At 66.1% G+C, this 17,881-nt stretch carries 19 protein-coding genes; 9 read left to right on the forward strand and 10 right to left on the reverse strand.

Features of this window, described 5'->3' with window-relative positions:
- Positions 1-2: 2 nt before the first annotated feature.
- From kstR2 to ipdE1, 4 genes are all read right to left on the reverse strand, one after another.
- Positions 3-605 carry a TetR family transcriptional regulator KstR2 gene (gene kstR2, locus A5782_RS13820; protein ID WP_156623933.1) on the reverse strand — a complete coding sequence of 201 codons (603 nt, stop codon included), beginning with the start codon at positions 603-605 and terminating at the stop codon, positions 3-5.
- A 72-nt stretch (positions 606-677) separates the two neighbouring features.
- Positions 678-1,853 carry a DUF4878 domain-containing protein gene (locus tag A5782_RS13825; protein ID WP_067100657.1) on the reverse strand — a complete coding sequence of 392 codons (1,176 nt, stop codon included), beginning with the start codon at positions 1,851-1,853 and terminating at the stop codon, positions 678-680.
- Positions 1,854-1,935: 82 nt separating this feature from the next.
- Complete coding sequence (ipdF, locus tag A5782_RS13830; protein WP_067100661.1) at positions 1,936-2,724, reverse strand: (5R,7aS)-5-hydroxy-7a-methyl-1-oxo-2,3,5,6,7,7a-hexahydro-1H-indene-carboxyl-CoA reductase; 789 nt, start codon at positions 2,722-2,724, stop codon at positions 1,936-1,938.
- Positions 2,725-2,752: 28 nt separating this feature from the next.
- Positions 2,753-3,901, reverse strand: coding sequence for an acyl-CoA dehydrogenase IpdE1 (gene ipdE1, locus A5782_RS13835; protein WP_067100664.1), 1,149 nt, complete (start codon positions 3,899-3,901; stop codon positions 2,753-2,755).
- A gap of 117 nt (positions 3,902-4,018) precedes the next feature.
- On the opposite strand from ipdE1, the gene fadD3 reads away from it, so the two are divergent.
- From fadD3 to A5782_RS13860, 5 genes are read left to right on the forward strand one after another with little or no spacing between them, the layout of a single operon-like run.
- Positions 4,019-5,554: a 3-((3aS,4S,7aS)-7a-methyl-1,5-dioxo-octahydro-1H-inden-4-yl)propanoate--CoA ligase FadD3 gene (gene fadD3, locus A5782_RS13840; protein ID WP_067100669.1), complete on the forward strand. Its 1,536-nt coding sequence runs from the start codon at positions 4,019-4,021 to the stop codon at positions 5,552-5,554.
- Positions 5,554-6,699, forward strand: a complete 1,146-nt coding sequence (locus A5782_RS13845) for an acyl-CoA dehydrogenase family protein (protein ID WP_067100673.1) — start codon at positions 5,554-5,556, stop codon at positions 6,697-6,699. Before fadD3 ends, A5782_RS13845 begins: the two co-directional genes overlap by 1 nt.
- Complete coding sequence (locus A5782_RS13850; RefSeq protein WP_067100677.1) at positions 6,696-7,658, forward strand: acyl-CoA dehydrogenase family protein; 963 nt, start codon at positions 6,696-6,698, stop codon at positions 7,656-7,658. Before A5782_RS13845 ends, A5782_RS13850 begins: the two co-directional genes overlap by 4 nt.
- On the forward strand, positions 7,655-8,611 hold the full coding sequence (locus A5782_RS13855) for an acyl-CoA dehydrogenase family protein (protein ID WP_067100680.1): 957 nt from the start codon (positions 7,655-7,657) through the stop codon (positions 8,609-8,611). Before A5782_RS13850 ends, A5782_RS13855 begins: the two co-directional genes overlap by 4 nt.
- A complete protein-coding gene (locus A5782_RS13860; protein ID WP_067100684.1) occupies positions 8,608-9,774 on the forward strand; it encodes a pyridoxal phosphate-dependent aminotransferase in 1,167 nt (388 codons plus the stop codon). The genes A5782_RS13855 and A5782_RS13860 overlap by 4 nt, the downstream gene beginning before the upstream one ends.
- A gap of 18 nt (positions 9,775-9,792) precedes the next feature.
- Here the strand turns inward: A5782_RS13860 and A5782_RS13865 are convergent, their stop codons facing one another.
- Positions 9,793-10,623 (reverse strand): arylamine N-acetyltransferase, encoded by an 831-nt coding sequence (locus A5782_RS13865; RefSeq protein WP_067100687.1) that lies wholly within the window; start codon positions 10,621-10,623, stop codon positions 9,793-9,795.
- 129 nt (positions 10,624-10,752) lie between these two features.
- Here A5782_RS13865 and A5782_RS13870 point away from each other — a divergent pair, with 129 nt between their 5' ends.
- Positions 10,753-11,250 carry a hypothetical protein gene (locus A5782_RS13870; RefSeq protein ID WP_067100690.1) on the forward strand — a complete coding sequence of 166 codons (498 nt, stop codon included), beginning with the start codon at positions 10,753-10,755 and terminating at the stop codon, positions 11,248-11,250.
- A 29-nt stretch (positions 11,251-11,279) separates the two neighbouring features.
- Here A5782_RS13870 and hsaB read toward each other — a convergent pair whose 3' ends face one another.
- Genes hsaB through hsaA form a run of 4 tightly spaced genes read right to left on the reverse strand, consistent with a single transcriptional unit; the run spans position 11,280 to position 14,825 of the window.
- Positions 11,280-11,846, reverse strand: coding sequence for a 3-hydroxy-9,10-secoandrosta-1,3,5(10)-triene-9,17-dione monooxygenase reductase subunit (hsaB, locus tag A5782_RS13875; RefSeq protein ID WP_067100693.1), 567 nt, complete (start codon positions 11,844-11,846; stop codon positions 11,280-11,282).
- A gap of 13 nt (positions 11,847-11,859) precedes the next feature.
- A complete protein-coding gene (hsaC, locus tag A5782_RS13880; protein ID WP_067100697.1) occupies positions 11,860-12,762 on the reverse strand; it encodes an iron-dependent extradiol dioxygenase HsaC in 903 nt (300 codons plus the stop codon).
- A complete protein-coding gene (hsaD, locus tag A5782_RS13885; RefSeq protein WP_067100701.1) occupies positions 12,759-13,637 on the reverse strand; it encodes a 4,5:9,10-diseco-3-hydroxy-5,9,17-trioxoandrosta-1(10),2-diene-4-oate hydrolase in 879 nt (292 codons plus the stop codon). The genes hsaC and hsaD overlap by 4 nt, the downstream gene beginning before the upstream one ends.
- 3 nt (positions 13,638-13,640) lie before the next feature.
- Positions 13,641-14,825, reverse strand: coding sequence for a 3-hydroxy-9,10-secoandrosta-1,3,5(10)-triene-9,17-dione monooxygenase oxygenase subunit (gene hsaA, locus A5782_RS13890; RefSeq protein WP_067100705.1), 1,185 nt, complete (start codon positions 14,823-14,825; stop codon positions 13,641-13,643).
- Between the two features lie 158 nt (positions 14,826-14,983).
- Here hsaA and A5782_RS13895 point away from each other — a divergent pair, with 158 nt between their 5' ends.
- Both A5782_RS13895 and A5782_RS13900 read left to right on the forward strand, forming a co-directional pair.
- Positions 14,984-16,078, forward strand: a complete 1,095-nt coding sequence (locus tag A5782_RS13895; RefSeq protein ID WP_067100710.1) for a ferredoxin--NADP reductase — start codon at positions 14,984-14,986, stop codon at positions 16,076-16,078.
- A 46-nt stretch (positions 16,079-16,124) separates the two neighbouring features.
- The gene (locus A5782_RS13900; protein WP_067100713.1) at positions 16,125-16,658 is read left to right on the forward strand and encodes a hypothetical protein; all 534 of its coding nucleotides are present in this window, start codon (positions 16,125-16,127) and stop codon (positions 16,656-16,658) included.
- Between the two features lie 42 nt (positions 16,659-16,700).
- Here A5782_RS13900 and A5782_RS13905 read toward each other — a convergent pair whose 3' ends face one another.
- Complete coding sequence (locus A5782_RS13905) at positions 16,701-17,033, reverse strand: hypothetical protein (RefSeq protein ID WP_156623934.1); 333 nt, start codon at positions 17,031-17,033, stop codon at positions 16,701-16,703.
- Between the two features lie 244 nt (positions 17,034-17,277).
- Between A5782_RS13905 and A5782_RS26190 the strand changes: the two genes are divergently transcribed.
- Positions 17,278-17,784: a hypothetical protein gene (locus tag A5782_RS26190; protein WP_197694222.1), complete on the forward strand. Its 507-nt coding sequence runs from the start codon at positions 17,278-17,280 to the stop codon at positions 17,782-17,784.
- Positions 17,785-17,881: the final 97 nt, after the last annotated feature.

Genomic DNA, 17,881 nt, shown 5'->3' on the forward strand with positions numbered 1-17,881 from the left:
TTTCAGACTCCTTCTTTGGTAATTCCGCCAAGAACGATGGCGAGGTATTGCTGACCGACTTGTTCGGCGGTGAGCGGTCCGCCCGGCTGATACCAGCGCACTGAGACCCACGTGGTGTCCCGGATGAAGCGGTAGATCAGATCGACGTCGAGGTCGGGCCGAAAGCAGCCCTGCTCGACGCCCTGATTGAGCAATTCGAGCCAGATCTTGCGTTGTTGCCGGTTCATGTCCTCGATGTAGGAGAACCGGGGCTGGGACAAGAGCCGTTGGGCTTCGTCCTGGTAGATGACGACCTGCGCGTGCCGGTGCTCGATCGCCTCGAATGAGGCCATGAACAATCCCTTGAGCCGTTCCACCGGGTTGGCCTGGCTGTCCACGATCTCGCGGTAGCGGGCGAACAACCAGTCCAGGAAACTTCGCAACAGCTCGTCGACCATCTCCTCTTTGGAGGAGAAGTGGTGATACAGGCTGCCGGACAGAATGCCGGCGCTGTCGGCGATGTCGCGAACGGTGGTGGCACGCAGTCCACGCTCGGCGAACATCGTCGCGGCAAGCTCCAGGAGCTCGTCTCGCCGGCTGTTGGCCTGACCGGGCACTCGGTCCACCCGATCAGAGTATCAACCAAGCGCTTGCTTGGCCACCGGGTGTGGGTTTTCGTCCGGGCGTCGCCAAGGGTGTCAGCGCAGCGAGACCACCGGCGGGCTCTGTGACTCGTCGGCGTTGCCGGACACGAAGGTGTTCACAACGCTCGTTTTGGTGCCGCCCGATCGGGTCTGGGCGGTCAGCGGGAAGTTGACCGACCCGGAGAAGGACGCCTCGAGACGGAAGGGGTCGAACAGATTGATCTTGAGGCCGCTGAGGTCCGGTTTACCCCAGGCCGCGGTCCCGTCCACCAGGTCGTAGTCGAAGGCGTGCTGGGGGCAGTCGGCCGGTCGCAGCTGGGTCGAGTTCGCGCAATTCCCCAGCGCCGCCGATATCGCGGAACTGGTCGCGGACAACCCGTTGTCGCTGAGTTTGAATTCCAGGTCGTTGAAGTACCCACCCGATGTCGTCAGATTGTCAAGCAGGAAGGGCTTTTTGGGGCTGACGGCCAAATTCGGGTTGCTGCTGGCGACATCGAGCCAACCGGGAAAGACGTAGATCGGCGCGGTGCCGACGGGCTTGCCGAAGAACGTCGCGGTTTTGACGGCGGCCTGCTCGATGCCCGCGTTGAGCGTGTCCACCTTGATCGCGGCGTGGTCGAGCTTCCAGTCGTTGCCGGCCTTCTTGATCGACATGGTCACATCCGAGGTGTTGTCGCCGAATTTCGCCGAAACATGTACCTGCCCGAAACCGAAACCGCGAGCGGAATTGTCGTCAAGGATCTTGATGTCGGTGATCGGCCACCGCGCGATCTGCCGTTTGAGGATGTCGTCTGTCAGAAACTCTTTCGACGCCGGCTGGTCCGTGCTGTACGTCAACGCGGCTTGCGCATCGCCGCGGGCAAGCGCTTCGAGGTAGCCCTTGGCGGCATCACCGGCGCTGCCGGATCCGCCGCCGCCGCTGACTACCGCGATCACGGCGATGACGACCACGACAAGCACGACGGCGGCCACGCTCAGCCCGATGATCAACGGCTTGCGGTTGCGCCGACCGGGGCCGCCGTGCGGCCCGTTGAAGTGGGCGACGGTGACCGGCGGTGGCGAGGACCACGACCCGTATGCGGGCTGCTCAAAAGGGGTTGCCTGACCCCCGTGACCCCACTGCTGCGGCCAGCCCGCGTCGGATTGCCAGGGGGCACCCGGAGGCTGACCGGGTGCGCTTGCCGGAGGCGGGTTCTCACCCCACGGTCGATGACCCGGTCCGTCGCTCACTGCGCCCTCCCACCTGCGTCAACCGCGTTGGTCGACAATTGTAAACACGTCGCGGGCTTGCGCTAGTCAGCGATATCGCAGCTCACGGATGCTGGCTGGATACCGAGATGACCTCGCCGGTCAAGTAGCTCGAGTAGTCGCTGGCGAGGAACGCGATGGTGGCCGCCACCTCCCACGGTTCGGCGGCCCGACCGAAGGCTTCGCCGGCCGACAGCCGGTCCAGCAACTCCGACGACGACGTCTTCTCCAGGAACTTGTGTCGCGCGATGCTCGGTGACACGGCGTTGATCCGGACGTCGTACTCAGCGGCTTCGATTGCGCTGCAACGGGTCAACGCCATCACGCCGGCCTTGGCGGCCGCATAGTGCGCCTGCGAGTGCTGAGCCCGCCAGCCCAGGACGCTGGCGTTGTTGACGATCACCCCGCCGTGCGGCGCTTCGCGGAAGTAGCGCAGCGCGGCTCGGGTGGCACGAAACACCGACGTGAGGGTGACGTCCAGGACGCGGTCCCATTCGTCGTCGGTCATGTCGACCACCGGCGTCTGTCCGCCCAGCCCGGCGTTGTTCACCAGGACGTCGATGCGTCCCATCCGCGCGGTGGCCGACGCGAACAGCGCATCGATCTGCGCGGTGGACGTCACGTCGCACAGCACGCTTTCGACCCTGCCCTGCCCGAGCGCGGTGAGCTCGTCGGCGGTCTCCCCCAGCCGGCGTTCGTGGTGGTCGGAGATCACCACGTCGGCTCCCTCGGCCAGTGCCCGTCGTGCCGTCGACGCACCGATACCGGTGCCCGCGGCCGCCGTGACCACCACCACCTTGCCCTGCAGAAGACCGTGTCCGGCAATCTCTTTCGGGGCTTCGGACAGACTCATGCTTCCTCCTGCGTCTTCGCGCAAGCGCTCATCCTTTGACCTCTCGAGGTAGGCCGAGCACCCGCTCGGCGATGATGTTGCGCTGGATCTCGTTGGATCCGCCGTAGATGGTGTCGGCGCGGGTGAACAGGAACAGCCGTTGCCATTCGTCGAATTCGCCGTCGGATAGCGTCAGTCCCGCCTTGCCGATGACGTCCATGGCCAGCTCGCCCAGATCGCGATGCCAGTTGGCCCACAACAACTTCGACACGTTGTCTTGGCCGGGCTGCTCAACGTCCATGGTGGCCAAAGCGTAGCTGCGCATGGCCCGCAGGCCGGTCCACGCCCGGGTGAGCCGCTCGCGGATGAACGGGTCGTCGGCGGCGCCGGCGCGCTGGGCGAGCTCGGCCAGGTTGGAAAGCTCACGGGCGTAGCGGATTTGCTGCCCGAGGGTTGACACGCCCCGCTCGAAGGTCAGCGTGCCCATGGCGACCCGCCAGCCGTCGCCGGGTTCGCCGACCACCAGAGAAGCCTCGGTGCGGGCGTCGTCGAAGAACACCTCGTTGAATTCCGCGGTGCCGGTGATCTGGACGATCGGGCGGATTTCCACGCCCGGTTGATCCAGCGGAACCAGCAGATACGACAGGCCGGCGTGACGCTTGGAGCCCTTCTCGGTGCGCGCGACAACGAAGCACCATTGCGACAGGTGTGCCAACGACGTCCACACCTTCTGGCCGTTGATCACCCACTCGTCGCCGTCGAGCTCCGCGGTGGTCGCCACGTTGGCCAGGTCACTGCCGGCGCCAGGCTCCGAATATCCCTGGCACCACAGCTCTGTGACATCGAGGATCCTCGGCAGGAAGCGCTGCTGCTGCTCGGGCGTTCCGAAGGCGATCAGCGTGGGGCCGAGCAGCTCCTCGCCGAAGTGGTTGACCTTGTCCGGCGCATCGGCCTTGGCGTACTCCTCATAGAAGGCGACCCGGTGCGCGGTGGAAAGACCCCGGCCGCCGTGCTCGACCGGCCAGCCCAGGCAAGTCAGCCCGGCCTTGGCCAGATGCTGATTCCAAGCCCGGCGCTCTTCGAACGCCTCGTGTTCGCGTCCGGGCCCGCCGAGACCCTTGAGCGCTGCGAAATCGCCGACCAGATTGTCGGCGAGCCACTGACGGACCTCCGCCCGGAACTCCTCGACGTCCTGCATGCCCTGTAGGCTAACCTACCAAGCACTTGCTTTGTAGCTCGGTGACGATGCGCCGCGGAGCGGCGTGAGGAGAAATCGAGCGATCACATCGCGCTAGCGTCGCTACAGGAGCTTTCGATGACCAACGATCCGCGCACGGTGCCCGCGGCGCTGGATCGTTTCGCGCTCCAGCTGCCCGATCACGACGCGTTGATCACCGACGACCGGTCCTTCACCGCCGCCGGCTTGCGCAACGACGTGCATCGGGCCGCCGCCGCCCTCATCGACCTCGGCGTGCGGGCGGGTGACCGGGTGGCCGTCTGGTCGCCGAACACCTGGCATTGGGTGGTGGCCTGCCTGGCCATCCACCACGCCGGGGCCGCGATGGTGCCGCTGAACACCCGATACACCGCCGCCGAGGCCAGCGACATCCTGGCCCGCACCGGCGCGCCGGTCCTGTTCGGAATGGGCCGATTCCTGGGTAACGATCGCCTTGCCGATCTGGACCGTGCGGCGCTGCCCGCATTGCGGCACATCGTGCGGATACCGATCGACGCGGACGACGGAACGTGGGACGAATTCATCGCCCGCGGCGGCGACCTCGACGCGGTCGCCGCCCGTACGTCCGCCGTCGTTCCCGATGACGTCAGCGACATCCTCTTCACGTCCGGTACGACCGGACGCAGCAAAGGCGTGCTGTGCGCACACCGGCAGTCCCTGTCGGCCTCGGCGTCCTGGGCGGCCAACGGCAAGATCACCAGTGACGACCGCTACCTGTGCATCAACCCGTTCTTTCACAACTTCGGCTACAAGGCCGGCATCCTGGCCTGCCTGCAGACCGGCGCGACGCTGATCCCCCATCTGACCTTCGACCCGCTGCGCGCGCTGCAAGCCATTGAGCAGCACCGCATCACCGTGCTGCCCGGGCCGCCCACCATCTACCAAACGCTGCTGGACCATCCGGCACGCAATGACTACGACCTAAGCTCACTGCGGTTCGCGGTGACCGGGGCCGCGACCGTGCCGGTCGTGCTGGTCGAGCGCATGCAATCCGAGCTCGACATCGACATCGTGCTGACCGCCTACGGGCTGACCGAGGCCAATGGCATGGGGACCATGTGCCGCGCCGACGACGACGCGGTTACCGTGGCCACCACCTGCGGCCGCCCGTTCGCCGACTTCGAACTACGCATCGACGCCGAGACGCCCGGGGAATCGGGCGAGGTCTTGCTGCGCGGTCCGAACGTGATGCTGGGCTACCTGGAAGACCCGGAGGCCACCGCGGCCGCCATCGACGCGGACGGGTGGCTGCACACCGGTGACATCGGCGCCGTCGACGCCGCCGGCAACCTGCGCATCACCGATCGGCTGAAAGACATGTACATCTGCGGTGGATTCAATGTCTATCCCGCCGAGGTCGAACAGGTGTTGGCCCGAATGGACGGCGTGGCCGACGCCGCGGTGATCGGAGTTCCCGACGAGCGGCTCGGCGAAGTCGGCCGGGCGTATCTGGTGGCCCGGCCCGGCGCCGAACTCGACGAGCAATCGGTGATCGCTTACACCCGTGAGCATTTGGCGAACTTCAAGGCGCCGCGCTCGGTGCGGTTCGTCGACGCGTTGCCGCGCAATGCCGGCGGCAAGGTGGTCAAACCACAACTGCGGGAGCTGGACTGATGGATCTGGAACTGGACGAAGACACCCTGGCCTTCCAGGCCGAGGTCCGGGAATTCTTGTCGGCCAACGCCGATTCGATCCCGACGAAGTCATACGACAACGCCGAAGGCTTTGATCAGCACCGGCGTTGGGACCGGGTGTTGTTCGACGCCGGTCTTTCGGTGATCAACTGGCCGAAGAAGTACGGGGGTCGCGATGCACCGCTGCTGCACTGGTTGGTGTTCGAAGAGGAGTACTTCCGGGCCGATGCGCCGGGCCGGGCCAGCGCCAACGGCACCTCGATGCTGGCGCCGACGCTGTTCGCGCACGGCACCGAAGAACAGCGCGACCGGATCCTTCCGAAAATGGCGAGCGGGGAAGAGATTTGGGCGCAGGCATGGTCGGAGCCCGAATCCGGCAGCGACCTGGCGTCACTGCGGTCCACCGCCACCCAGACCGACGGCGGTTGGCTGCTCAACGGGCAGAAGATCTGGAGTTCGCGAGCACCGTTCGCCGAGCGGGGTTTTGGACTGTTCCGCTCCGACCCCGGTGCCGAACGACATAACGGGCTGACGTACTTCATGTTCGACCTGAAGGCCGACGGTGTCACGGTGCGGCCCATCGTCCAGCTGGGCGGCGACACCGGCTTCGGCGAGATCTTCCTCGATGACGTCTTCGTGCCCGACGAGGACGTGATCGGTACGCCGCACGAGGGCTGGCGGGCGGCCATGAGCACGTCGAGCAACGAGCGTGGCATGTCACTGCGCAGCCCGGCCCGCTTCCTGGCCACCGCGGAGCGGCTAGTCCAGCTGTGGAAGGACAGTGGCTCTCCCGACGCATTCGCCGACCGCGTCGCCGACGGATGGATCAAGGCGCAGGCCTACCGGCTGCAGACCTTCGGCACGGTGACCCGACTGGCCCTCGGCGGTGAGCTGGGCGCCGAATCGTCGGTGACCAAGGTGTTCTGGTCTGACCTCGACGTCGAACTGCATCAGACCGCGCTCGACCTGCTGGCCGCCGACGGGGAACTCGCGGGCCGGTGGACCGAGGGTCTGCTGTTCGCGCTGGGCGGCCCGATCTACGCCGGCACCAACGAGATCCAGCGCAACATCATCTCCGAGCGGTTGCTGGGACTGCCGCGCGAAAAGTCCGGGGGCAAGAAGTGAAATTTGCGCTAGACGAACAGCAGCGCGACTTCGCGTCGAGCATCGACGCCGCGCTCGGCGCGGCGGATCTGCCCGGCGCGGTGCGCGCGTGGTCCGCGGGCGATACCGCACCGGGCCGCAAGGTGTGGGAGCAGCTGGCCAACCTGGGCGTCACCGCCTTGGCCGTGCCGGAGAAATACGACGGCATCGAGGCCCACCCGGTCGACCTCGTCGTGGCCATCGAGCGTCTCGGACGTTGGTGCGTTCCGGGCCCGGTAGCCGAATCCATCGCTGTGGCACCAGTTTTGCTCGCCTCTGGCGATCATGCCGACCGCTGCGCCGAATTAGCGTCCGGTGAACTGATCGCCACCGTCGCACTGCCGCCGCAGGTGCCGCGCGCCGTGGATGCCGACGTGGCCGGGCTGGTGTTGTTGGCCACTGAGAATGGGGCCGCCGGCGTCAGCGAGGCGACAGCTGGGGACGTTCACAAGTCCGTCGACCCCAGCCGCCGGCTCTCCGAAGTGACCGCGACCGGCACGAGCTGGCAGGTCCCGAAAGGAACAGTCAAGCGCGCCTACGAGTTCGGCGCACTGGCGACCGCGGCACAGCTGATCGGGGCGGCAGAGGCGCTGCGCGACGGGGCGGTCGACTACGCCAAGCAACGCACCCAGTTCGGTCGGGTGATCGGTTCGTATCAGGCGATCAAGCACAAGCTCGCCGACGTGCACATCGCCATCGAACTGGCCCGTCCGCTGGTGTACGGCGCGGCGCTGACGATGGACGCGCGCGACGTCAGCGCGGCCAAGGCGGCCGCGTCCGAGGCGGGCCTGTTGGCGGCGCGGTCGGCGCTGCAGACCCATGGCGCAATCGGTTTCACCCAGGAGCACGATCTTTCGCTGTTGTTGCTGCGGGTGCAGGCATTGCGGTCCGCCTGGGGTACGCCCGAGGAACATCGGCGGCGAGTGCTGGAGACGCTATGACCACCACCGAAGAACGCGAGCTACTCCGACAGACCGTCGCCGCTCTGGTGGCCAAGCACGCCGGTCCGGCGGCCGTGCGCGCGGCCATGGAGTCCGACCGCGGCTACGACGAATCGCTCTGGCAGCTGCTGTGCGAGCAGGTCGGCGCCGCGGCCCTGGTGATCCCCGAGGAGTTGGGCGGCGCGGGCGGCGAATTGGCCGATGCGGCAGCAGTTTTGCAGGAGCTGGGTCGCGCCCTGGTGCCCTCCCCCCTGCTGGGAACGACGCTGGCCGAGCTGGCGTTGCTGAGCGCACCCGAGCCGGACGCCGCGACGCTGGAAGGCCTCGCCGAGGGCAGCTCGATCGGCGCGCTGGTGCTCGACGCCGACTACGTCGTCAACGGCGATGTCGCCGACGTCGTGGTCGCCGTCGAGGACGGCCGGCTGAGCAGGTGGACGCGGTTCGGCGCGGAGCCGGTCGCCACCATGGACCCGACCCGGCGCCTGGCGCGGGTCAAGGCGCAGGAGACCGAGTCGATCGGCACCGACCCGGGCCTGGCGGACAAGGCGGCCATCCTGCTGGCCGCCGAGCAGATCGGTGCCGCCGAGCGGTGTTTGGAACTGACCGTCGAATACGCCAAGGACCGAGTGCAATTCGGCCGCCCGATCGGCAGCTTCCAGGCGCTCAAGCATCGGATGGCGGATCTGTATGTCACCGTCGCCGCGGCCAAAGCCGTCGTCGCCGACGCAGGCGATGACCCCACCCCCACCAACGCCGCGGCCGCCCGCCTGGCCGCCACCGAGGCGCTGAACACCGTGGCCGCCGAGGGGATCCAGCTGCACGGCGGCATCGCGATCACCTGGGAACACGACATGCACCTGTACTTCAAACGCGCCCACGGCAGCGCACACCTGCTGGATTCGCCGCAAGAACTGCTTAGGCGCCTGGAATCCGAGGTACTCAAGACGCCGTGACCGACCGTGTCTCAGTGCGCGCCGGCATCCCACCGTTTTATGTGATGGATGTCTGGCTGGCGGCCGCGGAACGCCAGCGCAGCCACGGCGACCTGGTCAACCTGTCGGCGGGCCAGCCCAGCGTGGGAGCACCCGAGCCGGTGCGGGCGGCCGCGGCTGCTGCCGTGCGTTCCAACGAGCTGGGTTACTCGGTGTCGTTGGGCATCCCCGAGCTGCGTGCCGCGATCGCCGCGGACTACCGACGCCAACACGGGCTCGACGTCGAACCCGACGCGGTGGTGATCACCACCGGCTCCTCGGGCGGCTTCCTGCTCACCTTCCTCGCGTGCTTCGACGTCGGCGATCGGGTGGCGCTGGCCAGCCCCGGCTATCCGTGTTACCGAAACATCCTGTCGGCCTTGGGTTGCGAGGTGGTGGAGATACCCTGCGGGCCACAGACGCGTTTCCAGCCGACCGCGCAGATGCTCGCCGAACTCGACCCCCCGGTGCAGGGCGTCATCGTGGCAAGCCCGGCCAACCCCACGGGCACCGTCATCGAACCGGCCGAACTGGCAGCCATCGCTTCCTGGTGTGATGCGGCCGGGGTGCGGTTGATCAGTGACGAGGTCTATCACGGCCTGGTGTACCAAGGAGCACCGCAGACCAGCTGCGCGTGGCAGACCTCGCGAAACGCCGTGGTGGTCAACAGCTTTTCGAAGTACTACGCGATGACGGGCTGGCGCCTGGGCTGGCTGCTGGTGCCCCCCGAGCTACGCCGCGCGGTGGATTGCCTCACCGGGAACTTCACCATCTGTCCGCCCGTGCTGTCACAACTCGCCGCGGTGGCGGCCTTCACCCCGGAGGCGACGGCCGAAGCCGACGGCCACCTGCACCACTACGCCACCAATCGTTCGTTGGTGCTGGACGGGCTGCGCAGCATCGGCATCGAGCGCCTGGCCCCCACCGATGGCGCCTTCTACGTGTACGCCGACGTCTCGGAATTCACCGACAACTCGATCGAGTTCTGTTCAAAGCTGTTGGAAGAGACCGGCGTTGCGATCGCACCGGGTATAGACTTCGACACCACGCGCGGAAATTCGTTCGTGCGGCTGTCGTTCGCGGGTCCGACGAACGACATCGAGGAAGCGGTGCGGCGACTCGGCCCGTGGCTTTCGGCCCGCTAGCAAAGCGAACCAGGCCGCCTAAGCGTCGAGCACCTGTGCGACGCGCGCCTCGAGCGCGGACCGGTCTCCCATACCCGCCACGTCGATGCCGAACCGCTCATTGAGCACGTCGAGGACCGCCGACGCATCGTCGAGGCGGATCTTCTCGCTGCCCTCGGCGCGGTGAATGGTCAGGTTTCGCCCGGCTAGGTTGTAGCGCGCGTCGTCGGTGGTCAGCGCAACGGTCAGGGTGGTCACGAACATCGACGACGGGTGCGTGGAGACATACCAGCTGCCCACCCTCAGGTCGACCTGGGGCACGGTCTGGGTACCGAAGATGTACAGCGGTTGCCACTCTCCCCGGATCAGTGCTCGCAGAATCAGGCCGTCGCCGCGATCGTTCAGCCGGTACGGCTCGTGTGTGGTCTGCTGGGCGTTCCCGGTCTGCAGGCGGATGGGAGACGTCAGCGTCTGGCCACCAAATCCCACGTCGACCAGGAACGAGCCCTGCGAGCCCGGGAACGTCACCGCCAGCACCGTGTGCGTCTGGGCTCCCAGCGGCACGTCGGGCGGCAGCATCCAGACCACTCGGCCGGCCAACCGCCGCACCCGGAAACCGATTTCGGCCAGCACATACCCCATCAGGCCGTTTTGCTCGTAGCAGTAGCCCCCGCGGCGACGGTGGACCAGCTTGTCGGTCAGGGCTTGCGGGCTCAGGTCATCGACCGGGATCCCCATCAGCGGATCGAGGTTCTCGAAGGGGATCGCGCCGGTGTGCGCGGTCATCAGGTCCTGCAGCACTTCGAGGTTCGGCTCGACGGGACCGCGGTAGTTGATGCGGCCGAAGTACGCGCCCAGATCCAGCGTCATGACACCATTCTGACCCGCGGCCTTCGGACGACGTAGCGGGCGTCGGCATCGGTTGTTTCATTCCTTTCGAATATGGCAACCCGCCGAACGGGGCCTTTGCGGTTCCCACACCGATTAACGGAGTCCATCATGAACACCAGCAACACCGTCTGGATCGTCATCGCCGCAGTCGTGGCCGTCCTTGTGATCATCGCCCTGGTCATCGCTGCCCGCAGAGCGAACAGGCGCCGCCGCGAGCGGGAGGCCGAGGGGATTCGCGAGCAGGCCAAGCTGGAGACCGCCAAGGTTGAGCGCCGCGAGGCGCTGGCCGCGGAGACGGCCGCGAAAGCCCGTGCCGCGCAGGCCGAAGCCGAGGCCAAGGCGGCAGAAGCCGCCCGACTCCACGATCGGGCGTCAGCGCATCAGACCGAAGCGGCGTCCTCACGCGAACAGCTGGGCGAGCAGTGGAAGCATGCCGACAGCCTTGACCCGAGAGTGAAGGCCGAAACGGACTCAGTTACCGACAAACCCGCCACCGACCGCGGCGACGCGTGGAGCCAGGAGCAGCCGATCGCGGACAACTCCCCCACGGTGGACATGTCGGCCACCGACCGCGACGCCGGCAGCCATCGCAACACGTCCACCTAGGAAGCCGCGCACCGCGAGTGCGCGAGGTTCTACAGCCAGGTGTCTTGCGTGGTCGTGGTCAGGAACGCTTCCAGATCGTCGCGCCACTGTGCGGGCGTCGTCTTGTCCGGTTCGATGCCGGTGTATTCACCGCGATAGAACAGCAACGGCCGCGGCTTGATCTTGGGTGCCTCCGAAAGCGATTGCACCGCACCGAACACCACGAAGTGATCGCCCCCGTCGTGCGCTGAGGCGACCGTGCAATCGATGTAGGCCAGTGAACCATCGATGATCGGCGACCCGAGTTCGGAAGGGTGCCAGTCGATCCCGGCGAACTTGTCGGGCTCCTTGGAGCCGAATCGGGCCGAGACGTGCTTCTGCTGCTCGGTGAGCATGTTGACGCAGAACCGGCCGCTGGCCTCGATGGCCTGCCAGGACCGCGACACTTTGGTGGGGCAGAACAGCACCAGCGGTGGCTCCAGCGACAGCGCCGCAAAGGATTGGCAGGCGAAGCCGACCGGGACGTCGTCGTGCACGGTGGTGATGATGGTGATCCCGGTGCAGAACTGGCCCAGCACGCTGCGGAACGTGCGCGGGTCGATCGGCGCGGCGGTCATAGTCGGCCTCGAACTAGCCCTTGAAGCCGACGCTGAAGTCGTGACCCCACAGGCTGATCGCGGTGCTCTCCCGGGCGATCCAGTCGTTGTCTTCGACTTGTCTTCCCTCGCAGCCGAATTCGATATCGAATCCGCTGGGTGTCTTCATGTAGAAGGAGAGCATCAGGTCGTTGACGTGGCGGCCCAGCGTCGCCGACATCGGCACCTTGCGGCGCAGCGCGCGGTCCAGACACAGACCCACGTCGTCGGCTTGTTCCACCTCGACCATCAGGTGCACGATGCCGCTGGGGGTCTGGCCGGGCATGAAGGCCAGGCTGTGGTGACGCGGGTTGCAGCCCAGGAACCGCAGCCAGGCAGGCGGCCCGTCGGCGGGCCGGCCCACCACCTGCGGCGGCAGCCGCATCGAGTCACGCAGCTTGAAGTCCAGCACATCCCGGTAGAAGTGCAATGTCTCTTCGTCGTCACGGGTGGTCAACACCACGTGCCCCAAGCCCTGCTCGGCGGTGACGAACTTGTGCCCGTACGGGCTGACCACCCGGCGGTGCTCGAGGGCGGCGCCGTGGAAGACCTCCAGGCAGTTGCCGGACGGGTCGGAGAACCGGATCATCTCGTCGACCCGGCGATCGGCCAGTTCTGCGGCGGTCGCCTCCTTGTAGGGCGTGCCCTCGACGTCGAGCCGGTTCCGAATCTCTTGCAGGCCGGCGGCGTTCGCGCATTCCCAGCCCGCTTCGATCAGCCGGTCCTGCTCGCCGGGGACGATCACCAGCCGGGCCGGGAAATCGTCCATCCGCAGATACAGCGCACCTTCGCTTGCGCCCTTGCCCTCGACCATGCCGAGGACCTTCAGGCCGTAGTCACGCCAGGCCGCCATATCGGTGGATTCGATACGCAGATAGCCCAGAGAGCGGATGCTCATCGCGCACCTCCCAGGAAATCAATGGTGAGCGTGTTGAACTCGTCGAACTTCTCCACCTGTGCCCAGTGGCCACATTGCCCGAAAACGTGAAGCTGCGCACGCGGAATGGTTTTCAGTGCGACCAACGCACCGTCCAGTGGGTTGACCCGGTCCTCGCGGCCCCAGATCAGCAGCACCGGCTGGCGCAGCCGATGCACCTCGCGCCACATCATGCCGAGCTCGAAATCGGCTCCGGCGAAAGACATTCCCATCGCGCGGGTCGCCGTCAGCGCTTCGGGCGTGCTGGCCAGTTCGAAACGCTGATCGATCAACTCGGGGGTGATCAGTTTCTGGTCGTAGACCATCACCCGCAAAAACGCTTCGAGGTTCTCGCGGGTGGGTTCCGCCGAGAACTTGCCCAACCGCTTGACACCCTCGGTCGGGTCGGGCGCGAACAGGTTCACGCTCACCCCGCCGGGCCCCATCAGCACGAGGCGCCCGGCCCGATCCGGGTAGTCCAGGGCGAACCGGACCGCGGTGCCACCGCCCAGCGAATTGCCCACCAGCGGAACACGTCCCAACCCCAATTGGTCGAAGAGGCCCTTGAGTGCCCGCGCCGCGTAGTGGTTGAACTGCCCGTGCTCGGCACGCTTGTCGGAGTGGCCGTACCCGGGCTGGTCGACGGCGAGCACATGAAATTGCTGCGCCAGCACTCCGATGTTGCGGGAGAAGTTCGTCCAACTCGCCGCGCCCGGGCCGCCGCCGTGCAGCAGCACCACCGTCTGGTCGTTACCTACGCCCGCCTCGTGATAGTGCAGCTTCAGCGGTCCGTCGACGTCGACCTCCGCAAAGCGCGAGGTGGACTCGAAGGTCAATTCCCCCGTTGTCGCGGTCATGGGCTAGACCATGGTGTCGCCGGGCGGCAACCCGAACTCGTTGTTCCCGAAGATCTGGTAGGCCCGCTCGGGGTCATTGGCCGCGTGCACCCGGCCGGCGTGCGCGTCACGCCAAAACCGTTGCACCGGTTGGTCATTGCCCAAAGCGGTGGCACCGGAAGCCTCGAACAACCGGTCGATGGAGGCGATCGCACGACCGGTGGCGCGCACCTGGTCGCGGCGAGCGCGGGCACGCAGGTCGAACGGGATCTCCTTGCCGGCGGACAGCAGCGCGTACTCGTCGGCGACATTGCCGCTCAACTGGCGCCACGCCGCGTCGATGTCGCTGGCCGCTTCGGCAATGCGGACCTTGGCGAACGGGTCGTCCTTGGCCTTCTCGCCGGCGAACGCCGCCCGCACCCGCTTGCCCTGGTGCTCGACGTGCGCGTCGTACGCCCCGTAGGCCATCCCGACGATCGGCGCTGAGATTGTGGTGGGATGCATTGTGCCCCAAGGCATCTTGTAGACCGGGGCGGTGTTGGTCTGATACCCGCCCGCGGTGCCGTCGTTCATCGCCTTGTACGACAGGAACCGGTGCCGTGGCACGAAGACATCCTTGACGACGACGGTGTTGCTGCCGGTGCCACGCAAGCCGACGACATGCCACACGTCGTCGATGCGGTATTCGCTGCGCGGGATCAAAAAACTCCCGAAGTCGACGGGACGTCCGTCCTTGATCACCGGGCCACCGAGGAAGGCCCACGTCGCGTGGTCACAGCCCGAGGACCAGTTCCACGCGCCGTTGACCAGGTAACCCCCATCGGTCACCACGCCGGCGCCCATCGGGGCGTAGGACGAGGAGACCCGGGTCTTGGGGTCCTCGCCCCAGACCTCGGCCTGCGCCTCCTGGTCGAACAACGCCAGATGCCAGTTGTGCACGCCGATGATCGAGCTCACCCAACCGGTGGAACCACACGCGCTGGCCAGGCGCCGCACCGCCTCGTAGAACAGCGCCGGATCGCACTGCAATCCACCCCATTGTTCGGGCTGCAGCAGGGTGAAGAAGCCCACGTCCTCGAGGTCCTGAACGGTCTCGTCGGGCAGCCGCCGCAGGTCTTCCGTCGCCTGAGCGCGTTCGGCAATCCGCGGGAGCAGATCATCGATGCCAGCCAAAACCGACTGCGCATCACGCTGTTGAATGGACGTCACTTACGTTTGCCTCCTGCGCCAGACTTACTCAGCGGACTTACACCAGAGACTAGAACACGTTCCGATTTGTGTCGAGCAGGGTATTCCTGCGGCTGGTAGCGATACGAATCCGGTTTTCTGTAACATGTTCTAGTTGTGACGAAAGGAAGGGACGGGCCTTGACCGAGGCGGATCTGGACCAAGCACCCGACGAGCCACTCGGTGACCACGTCCTTGAACTGCAGGTCGCCGAGGTCATCGCCGAGACCGACGATGCGCGGTCGCTGGTGTTCGCGGTACCGGACGACGCGGGCGACCCCGACATCCCGCCCGAGCGGTTGCGGTACGCCCCGGGCCAGTTCTTGACGCTGCGCGTTCCCAGCGAGCGCACCGGGTCGGTGGCCCGCTGCTATTCGTTGTGCAGCTCGCCGTTCACCGACGACGCGCTCACGGTCACGGTCAAACGAACCGCGGACGGCTACGCGTCCAACTGGCTGTGTGATCACGCCCGGGCGGGCATGCGGATCCACGTGCTGGCCCCGTCGGGCAATTTCGTGCCCAAAACGCTGGGCGACGACTTCCTGCTGATGGCCGCGGGCAGCGGGATCACCCCGATCATGTCGATCTGCAAGTCGGCGCTTGCCGAGGGCAGCGGGCAGGTGACGCTGGTCTACGCCAATCGCGACGACCGTTCGGTGATCTTCTCCGACGCGCTGCGCGAGCTGTCCGCCAAATATCCCGAACGGCTGACCGTGCTGCACTGGCTGGAATCGCTGCAGGGCCTGCCCAGCGTCGGCGCCCTGGCCAAGCTGGCCGCCCCCTATACGGATCGGCCCGTCTACATCTGCGGGCCGGGGCCATTCATGGAGTCGGCCAAAGAAGCCCTGGAAACACTGAAAGTGCCTGCGGCGCAGATACATATCGAGGTGTTCAAGTCGCTGGACTCCGATCCGTTCGCGGCGGTGAAGATCGAGGACACCGCCGAAGGTGACGAGCCCCCCGCGACCGCGGTGGTGGAGCTCGACGGCGAAACCCATACCGTGTCGTGGCCGCGCAACGCCAAATTGCTCGACGTGCTGCTGGCCAAGGGTCTCGACGCCCCCTTCTCCTGCCGGGAGGGTCACTGCGGCGCGTGTGCCTGCACGTTGCGCAGCGGCAACGTGAGCATGGAGGTCAACGACGTGCTCGAGCAGCAGGATCTGGACGAGGGCCTGATCTTGGCCTGTCAATCTCACCCGGATTCTGATTCGGTAGAAGTCACCTACGACGAGTAGTCGCGGGGCTAAGTTCACCCTGTGGTCAGAGGGAAGGGAAGCATCGATGATGCGGCTGGTATCGGGATTCGCAGTCGTCGCAGTGCTGCCCATGTTCCTGCCCGCCGGGGTGTGCGCGGCGGCGAGCAACACCGCCACCACGCTGTTCCCGTTGGATGGGCCCAACCAGCTGGAGACGCGGGCCATCCTCAACTGCTTCAAGGCCGACGGCCACTGTGACTTCACCGCCGGGGCGGACATGCTGACCCCCGATGGGGTGACCGGCTTCCCGCCCGGCCTCTGGGCCCGGCAAACCACCGAGATCCGGTCCTCGAACCGGCTGGCCTACCTCGACGCGCACGCCACCGGCCAGTACGAGCGGGTGATGAAGTCAATGGGTTCCGACGAGATCACCACGATCTACATGGGAGAGGGCCCGCCGGACAAGTACCAGACGACCGGGCGCATCGACTCCACCGATTGGCAGACCGGCCAGCCCAAGACCGACAACAACGTCATCGCCTGCACCCACATCCAGGTGGTCTATTCCGGGGTCAACATCACGTCCCCGAGCACCTGCGCGCAGACCACCTTCTCCTGAAACGTCGAGTGAGCCAAGGGTTACGCCGTCGAGCCGGTCCCGTCAGCAGTCCAGTGGCCGCACCCAACCGACGCCGCAGCTGATCCGTTCCGCGGGCGCGCCGACGTCACCGCAGATCTGCGCAACTATCTCGGCTGAGCCGGCAGCAAAGACAGCGAACGTGTAATTGTCGTCGGGCACCGTCATCGCCGTCAGAAGCTCGACGAGCGTCCCACGAGTCGACATTAATTCAGCACGGCTCTTCAGACGATCGACGATATCGCCGATCGAGTGTGCGGATGTTCGTGGTCCGTACCACTCGACGAGGAACCGTTGTGGTTCAGGCCCAGTGATCGCCATTGTTGTCAGGATATAGACGTCGGCGATCCTCGGCATCAGGGTTTTCCCTACTGCATACCGGGCTTGTCTGATCTGAAAGCGGCTTTCGAGAGTGTAGGGATATCCCTGATTCGACGGCCGAAACATCGACGTAGCGTCGCCAATCGATGATTCGACATCCCTGACCAGACGACCACGAGGAATCCTCATGAGGATGGATATGCATTCCACGCCGGAGTGCGAGCGGCAACCTGGGCGACACGCCCAGCGCCCGGGCGCGGCGTCCGCAACCTGTCGGGTGTTGGTCGCCACGGTGGCGCTCAGCTGTGCGGCGGCGGGCTGTCAGTCACAGAGCGGTCCGACCGGTGCTTCTGGGAGTGGTGCGGACAAAGCTACGCCGAGCACAGCATCGACCGCCAAGCCGATCGATGCGTGTTCGATGCTGTCGGCACAAGATGTTTCGTCGATACTCGGCGTTTCCGTTTCAGGTAAGCCCGGCGCGCCGAAGGATCCCCGGATGGGTGGCTGCACTTGGCAGAACACCTCGACAGAAGAGTCGATAACTCTGGAAATCAGTCAGCCCGGCACGGCCCTGCACAACACCCTGCCGCCACCAGAAGCCGGCTTCCCCAACCCCGCCAAGCCGGGCCCTGATGGCATGCGCCTGCTCGGCAACGGCACGGTCGAGTTCGCCGCTGGTAATAGAGACAACACGCTGCAGGTTGCGGTGCTGAGATTGTCGGCAGATCAAGCCAATTCGGCTGCCATAGAGCTCGCACGCAAGGTCGTACCGCAGGTGCCCCAATAGAGAAGTCGATTGCGCTCGCCGGCGCCACCCCATCAATTTCTCCAAGCTCGCAGAAAATCGGTATAACGCGGCTTTTTCTTTGCACATATTAATTTGG

The sequence above is a fragment of the Mycobacterium sp. 852002-40037_SCH5390672 genome, from assembly GCF_001665875.1.
GTDB lineage: Bacteria > Actinomycetota > Actinomycetes > Mycobacteriales > Mycobacteriaceae > Mycobacterium.

Coding starts and splice junctions, on each gene's coding strand:
- ipdF (WP_067100661.1), bottom strand. CDS start 2,724: ATGAGTCTGTCCGAAGCCCCGAAAGAGATTGCCGGACACGGTCTTCTG.
- ipdE1 (WP_067100664.1), bottom strand. CDS start 3,901: ATGCAGGACGTCGAGGAGTTCCGGGCGGAGGTCCGTCAGTGGCTCGCC.
- fadD3 (WP_067100669.1), top strand. CDS start 4,019: ATGACCAACGATCCGCGCACGGTGCCCGCGGCGCTGGATCGTTTCGCG.
- A5782_RS13845 (WP_067100673.1), top strand. CDS start 5,554: ATGGATCTGGAACTGGACGAAGACACCCTGGCCTTCCAGGCCGAGGTC.
- A5782_RS13855 (WP_067100680.1), top strand. CDS start 7,655: ATGACCACCACCGAAGAACGCGAGCTACTCCGACAGACCGTCGCCGCT.
- A5782_RS13865 (WP_067100687.1), bottom strand. CDS start 10,623: ATGACGCTGGATCTGGGCGCGTACTTCGGCCGCATCAACTACCGCGGT.
- A5782_RS13870 (WP_067100690.1), top strand. CDS start 10,753: ATGAACACCAGCAACACCGTCTGGATCGTCATCGCCGCAGTCGTGGCC.
- hsaB (WP_067100693.1), bottom strand. CDS start 11,846: ATGACCGCCGCGCCGATCGACCCGCGCACGTTCCGCAGCGTGCTGGGC.
- hsaC (WP_067100697.1), bottom strand. CDS start 12,762: ATGAGCATCCGCTCTCTGGGCTATCTGCGTATCGAATCCACCGATATG.
- hsaD (WP_067100701.1), bottom strand. CDS start 13,637: ATGACCGCGACAACGGGGGAATTGACCTTCGAGTCCACCTCGCGCTTT.
- A5782_RS13900 (WP_067100713.1), top strand. CDS start 16,125: ATGATGCGGCTGGTATCGGGATTCGCAGTCGTCGCAGTGCTGCCCATG.
- A5782_RS13905 (WP_156623934.1), bottom strand. CDS start 17,033: ATGCCGAGGATCGCCGACGTCTATATCCTGACAACAATGGCGATCACT.